At 61.5% G+C, this 6,083-nt stretch carries 3 protein-coding genes; 1 reads left to right on the forward strand and 2 read right to left on the reverse strand.

What is annotated here, in order from left to right; all coding sequences use genetic code 11:
- On the forward strand, positions 1-2,110 hold a 2,110-nt coding region (locus tag M3O22_08255), incomplete at its 5' end, for a penicillin-binding protein 1A (GenBank protein ID MDP9196735.1).
- A gap of 160 nt (positions 2,111-2,270) precedes the next feature.
- Here M3O22_08255 and M3O22_08260 read toward each other — a convergent pair.
- Positions 2,271-2,858 (reverse strand): DedA family protein, encoded by a 588-nt coding sequence (locus tag M3O22_08260; protein MDP9196736.1) that lies wholly within the window; start codon positions 2,856-2,858, stop codon positions 2,271-2,273.
- 74 nt (positions 2,859-2,932) lie between these two features.
- On the reverse strand, positions 2,933-6,083 hold a 3,151-nt coding region (locus tag M3O22_08265; GenBank protein ID MDP9196737.1), incomplete at its 5' end, for a DNA-directed RNA polymerase subunit beta'.

Genomic DNA, 6,083 nt, shown 5'->3' on the forward strand with positions numbered 1-6,083 from the left:
CTACGCCACAGGCCACCGCCCGGTGGGGGCCTCGACCATTACCCAGCAGGTGGCCAAGAACTTCCTGCTGTCCGGCGAGGTGTCCTATACCCGCAAGATCCGCGAAGCCATCCTTTCCTTCCGCATCGAGAAGGCCTTCACCAAGGACCGCATCCTGGAACTGTACCTGAACGAGATTTTTCTGGGGAACCGGTCGTACGGCGTGGCCGCAGCGGCCGTCAGCTGGTTCAACAAGTCGCTGGATGAACTGACGGTGGCCGAAGCTGCCTATCTGGCTGCCCTGCCCAAGGCGCCCAACAGCTATCATCCCGTCCGCAACCGGGATGCTGCATACGCCCGCCGCAACTGGGTGATCGGGGAGATGCGGGACAACGGCTATATCACCGCAGAAGAGACCAAAGCCGCCATGGCTGAGGAGATTCTCCTGCGACCCCGCACAGCGGAAGAGCGCGTGGCAGCCGGTGACTTTGCCGAGGAAGTCCGCCGGGAACTGGTCGCGGCTTATGGAGAGGAGCCGCTGTACAGGGGTGGCTATTCCGTCCGCACGACCGTTGATCCCCGCCTGCAGGAAATTGCCACACAGGCCCTGCGCCAGGGGCTGATGGCCTATGACCGCAGGCACGGCTGGCGCGGCCCTGTGGCAAAGCTGCAGACCATGCTGGACTGGTCCGGCAGCCTGGCCGGTATTGCAACGCCTGCGGGCAGTGAGGGTTGGATCCTGGCCGTGGTTCTGGATGTGACGGACAGGGATGTGGACATCGGCTTTGCGGATAAAAGCCGCGGGCGTATCCCGCTGACAGAAATGAAGTGGGCCCGGGCCTGGCGTCCCCGGGAATACCTGGGGCCGGAAGTGAAAAAGCCCTCTGACGTTATGGCCCAGGGGGATGTGATCCTGGTGGAGGCTGCGGACAAGGACAGCACCGGGAAAAAGTACCCCTCCGGAACATGGACCCTGCGGCAGGTACCCCAGGTCCAGGGGGGACTGGTGGCCATGGACCCGCATACGGGCCGCGTCCTGGCCCTGAGCAGCGGCTTCAGCAGCAGCATGAGCGTCTTCAACCGCGCCACCCAGGCCTTGCGCCAGCCTGGATCATCCTTCAAGCCCTTCATCTATCTGGCAGCACTGGAGCATGGCTTTACCCCCAGCAGCCTGATTCTGGACGCCCCTGTCGTCATCGAACAGGGGCCGGGCCTGCCCCTGTGGAAGCCCCAGAACTATTCCGGGGATTTCATGGGCCCCACCACCCTGCGCCGCGGGATCGAGAAATCCCGGAACCTGATGACCGTGCGCCTGGCCCAGAGCCTGGGCATGCCCGTGGTGGCGGACTATGCCGAGAGATTTGGCATCACGCCTGATCTGCAGGAAACCCTGTCCATGGCGCTGGGCGCCGGCGAAACCACCGTCCTGCGCCTGACGACTGCCTATGCCATGCTGGTCAACGGCGGGAAGAAGATCACGCCCACCCTGATCGACCGCATCCAGGACCAGCAGGGAAAAACCGTCTATCGCCATGACAACAGGCCCTGCACCAGCTGCCAGAGCGTGGCCTGGAGCGACAGACTGCCGACGCCGGATGTCCCGGATACCCGGGAACAGGTCACGGATCCGCGGGCCGCAGCCCAGATGGTCTCCATCCTGGAAGGCGTAATCCAGCGGGGCACGGGCCAGATCATTGCATCCCTGAACCGTCCCCTGGCCGGCAAGACGGGCACCACCAACGACTCCCGCGATGCCTGGTTTGTGGGATTTTCTCCCGATCTGGCCATAGGCGTCTATGTGGGCTTTGACACCCCTCGCGATCTGGGACCAAAGGAAACCGGGGGCAGCGTGTCTGCCCCCATCTTCAGACAGTTCATGGGTGCAGCCTTGGCAAACCAGCCGCCAACCCCCTTCCGCAGACCTTCAGGCATCCGTCTGGTCCGGATCAATCCCGAAACCGGTCTGCTGGCCCAGGCCGGAGAGACTGGTACCATCTGGGAATCCTTCATTCCGGGAACCGAGCCCGGTTCTGAATCATCTCCCGTTCTGGATGGCCTGACCGGCAGCACCGGTGAGGGATCCACGAACCCTTTCCTTGCCCCCACCCCGCAGGTGGAGGGGGTTTACTAAAATTCTAACCTCTCCCCTTGAGGGAGAGGTCGGCACACCGGGTGTAACGAGGTGGGTCGGGTGAGGAGTGCGGACGAAGAGTCTGCTTGCGACCCCTCACCCGCTCACGATGTTCACTACCTCTCCCTCAAGGGGAGAGGTTAGAATTTCAAAGGCCTGGTCACCCGTGAGGAATAAACTTCAGGACCACAAACCCGCCCACAATCAGGACAGCGGTCACAGTGGTCACCAGCACCAAGCGCTTTTCGATGAACTCCCGGATCGGCTGTCCGTATTTCCACAGCAGCAGCGCCACCAGATAGAACCGCAGGCCCCGGCAGATAATAGAAGCTCCGGTGAATTCCAGAAGGTTGAACTGGGCAGCGCCGCTGGCAATGGTCACAAGCTTGTAGGGGATCGGGGTCAGCCCTTTGAGAATAATGATAGCAGACCCGTACTGGTCAAATTCAGCCTTGAACGCCAGATAGGAGTCCACGATCCCGTAAAATTCAAAGATCCGGAGCCCTATGCCCTGGAACAGGAAATACCCGATAGCATAGCCCAGATACCCCCCCAGTACCGAGGATACCGTACAGACTGTGGCCAGCCAGAAGGCCCGCTGGCGGTTCGCCAGAATCAGGGGAATCAGCAGGATGTCCGGCGGCAGGGGAAAAACCGAGCTTTCCAGAAACGAGATCAGCGCAAGATACCAGACGGCATGGCGATGGCCTGAAAGCCGCAGGACAAGATTGTACGTGGAACGCAGCACGAAAAACTCTCTGGCTGGAAGCGGGCACGGGAAGGCCCCCTCTCCCGCAAGGGGAGAGGGGAAGCTGTCCATGATCAGGCGGCGTCCTTGCTGTTTTCTTCCGGACCTGGAAGGGTTGCTGCCTTTTCCTTGCCAACAGCACGGTCACGGTCGTGGGCCACCTTTTTCAGGCGGCTGACAACTGCGCCGGTACCTGCCGGGATCAGACGGCCAACGATGACGTTTTCCTTCAGGCCGGACAGCGGATCGACCTTGCCGGCCACAGCTGCCTCGGTCAGGACACGGGTGGTTTCCTGGAACGACGCTGCCGAGAAGAAGGACCGGGTCTGCAGCGATGCCTTGGTAATGCCCTGCAGGACCGGTTTTCCGGTGGCCGTGCGGCCGCCTTCCTTCATCACCTTTTCGTTTTCCAGGACGAACTCGTCATAGTCCACCTGCTCCCCTGTCATCAGGGTGGTGTCGCCTGTTTCGGTGATCTCGATCTTCTGCAGCATCTGGCGGGTAATCACCTCGATGTGCTTGTCGTTGATCTTCACACCCTGCAGACGATAGACCTCCTGGATCTCGTTGATAAGGTATTCGGCCAGCGCCTCAACCCCCAGGATGGACAGGATGTCGTGCGGCACAGGGCTGCCGTCCATCAGCAGATCGCCCGGCTGGACAGGGTCCCCTTCCTGGACGGCCACGTGCTTGCCCTTGGGAAGCAGATATTCCCGCTCCTCACCGGTTTTTTCATTCCGGACAACGATGCGGCGGCGGGTCTTGTAGTCCTTGCCGAACACCACCCGGCCCTCGATATCCGAGATGATGGCAAAGTCCTTGGGACGCCGGGCCTCGAACAGTTCCGCAACCCGGGGCAGACCGCCTGTGATGTCGCGGGTCTTGGTGGTTTCCCGTGGAATGCGGGCCAGCACATCCCCGGCCTTCACATGGGCGCCCTTGTCCACATTGATGATGGCGTCCACGGACAGATAGTACCGGGCCTCTGCTCCGCTGGACAGGATGATGGGCTTTTTCGTTTTGGCATCATGCAGCACCAGGCGCGGCTTCATGTCCGCCATACGGGCCTGCTGGCGCCAGTCGGAAACAACTTTCGAGCTGATACCCGTGGCCTCGTCCATGATCTCGCGGTACGAAACGCCTTCCGTCAGGTCGGCATAGTGTACCACACCGTCCTTTTCAGTAATGACAGGCAAGGTGTACGGATCCCATTCAGCCAGTTTCTGGCCCTTCGTGACCTTTTTCCCTTCGGCCACCAGCAGCCTGGCGCCGTAGGGAACCCGGTGACGGGCCCGTTCCCGGCCCTTGTCGTCCGCCAGGACCAGTTCGGTATTGCGGGCCATGACGATGGAAACACCCTCGGAATTGGTGACGACGTTGCGGTTCCTGATTTTCAGTGTGGAATCGAACGCTGCCTCGACCGAGGACTGTTCCGCGCCACGCTGGGCCGCACCACCGATGTGGAAGGTCCGCATGGTCAGCTGGGTTCCCGGCTCACCGATGGACTGGGCGGCAATAACACCCACCGCCTCTCCCATGGTCACCGGCGTTCCGCGGGCCAGATCACGGCCATAACATTTTGCGCAGACACCGATCCTGGTGTCACAGGTCAGGACCGAGCGGATCTGGACAGCATCCACACCCGCGTTTTCAATGACCTCGCAAGCCGTCTCGTCAATCAGGATGCCTGCCTTGACAATAGTCTTGCCGGACAGGGGATCCACCACATTGGCTCCTGCCGTACGGCCCAGGATACGCTCGGTCAGGGGGGCAACCACCTCACCGCCCTGGATCACGGCCTTGACGGTCAGGCCGCCGTTTGTACCGCAATCCTCCTCAAGGATGATGCAGTCCTGGGCCACGTCCACCAGACGGCGGGTCAGGTAACCCGAGTTGGCGGTCTTCAGGGCTGTGTCTGCCAGACCCTTGCGGGCGCCATGGGTCGAGTTGAAGTATTCCTGAACGGTCAGGCCTTCCTTGAAGTTCGAGATGATGGGCGTCTCGATAATCTCGCCCGAGGGCTTGGCCATCAGGCCGCGCATGCCGGCCAGCTGCTTGATCTGGGCTGCCGATCCGCGGGCGCCCGAATGGGCCATCATGTAGACCGAGTTGATCCCGACGCCCGGCACGGACTTCGAGATGCCCTTCATCATCTCCTCCGCCACCCTTTCGGTGCAGGCGGACCAGACGTCCACGACCTTGTTGTATTTTTCGCCCCGGGTGATCAGGCCATCCAGATACTGCTGTTCGTATTCCTTGACCTGTCCCTGGGCTGCACGCACCAGGGCTTCCTTGGCTTTCGGAATGATCATGTCATCCTTGCCGAAGGAAATGCCGGCCCGGCACGCATGGCTGAAGCCAAGGCCCATCAGCCGGTCGGCAAAGATCACGGTCTCTTTCTGGCCGCAGTGGCGATAGACCGTGTCGATAACCCCCGTGATGTCTTTCTTGGTCAGCAGGCGGTTAACCAGCGAGAACGGAACATTGTGGTGACGGGGCAGGATCTCGGACAGCAGCATGCGACCCGGCGTTGTTTCCACAACGCTGGTCACAGGTTTTCCTGCAGCATCCACGGTCGCATAGCGGGCCCGGATCCTGCTGTGGAGGTTAACGGCCTTTGCATCCAGCGCCTGCTGGATTTCGCCCACGGACCCGAAGGCCATCCCCTCACCCGGCATGCCGGCCATATCCATGGTGATGTAGTACAGCCCCAGAACGATGTCCTGGCTGGGAACGATGATGGGCTTGCCGTTGGCGGGCGACAGCACGTTGTTGGACGACATCATCAGCACGCGGGCTTCCAGCTGGGCCTCCAGGCTCAGCGGCACGTGGACAGCCATCTGGTCGCCGTCAAAGTCGGCGTTGAAGGCTGTGCAGACCAGCGGATGCAGCTGTATGGCCTTGCCCTCGACCAGCACGGGCTCGAACGCCTGGATGCCCAGACGGTGGAGCGTGGGCGCGCGGTTCAGCAGGACCGGGTGTTCGCGGATAACCTCTTCCAGGATATCCCATACCTCGGGACGTTCCTTTTCCACCATGCGCTTGGCGGCCTTGATGGTCGAGGCGTGCCCGTACAGTTCCAGCTTGTGATAGATGAAGGGCTTGAACAGCTCCAGCGCCATTTTCTTGGGCAGGCCGCACTGGTGCAGTTTCAGCTCGGGGCCAACCACAATGACCGAGCGGCCGGAATAGTCCGCGCGCTTGCCCAGAAGGTTCTGGCGGAAA

Source organism: Pseudomonadota bacterium, assembly GCA_030775045.1.
In the GTDB taxonomy this organism is placed as follows: domain Bacteria; phylum Pseudomonadota; class Alphaproteobacteria; order JALYJY01; family JALYJY01; genus JALYJY01.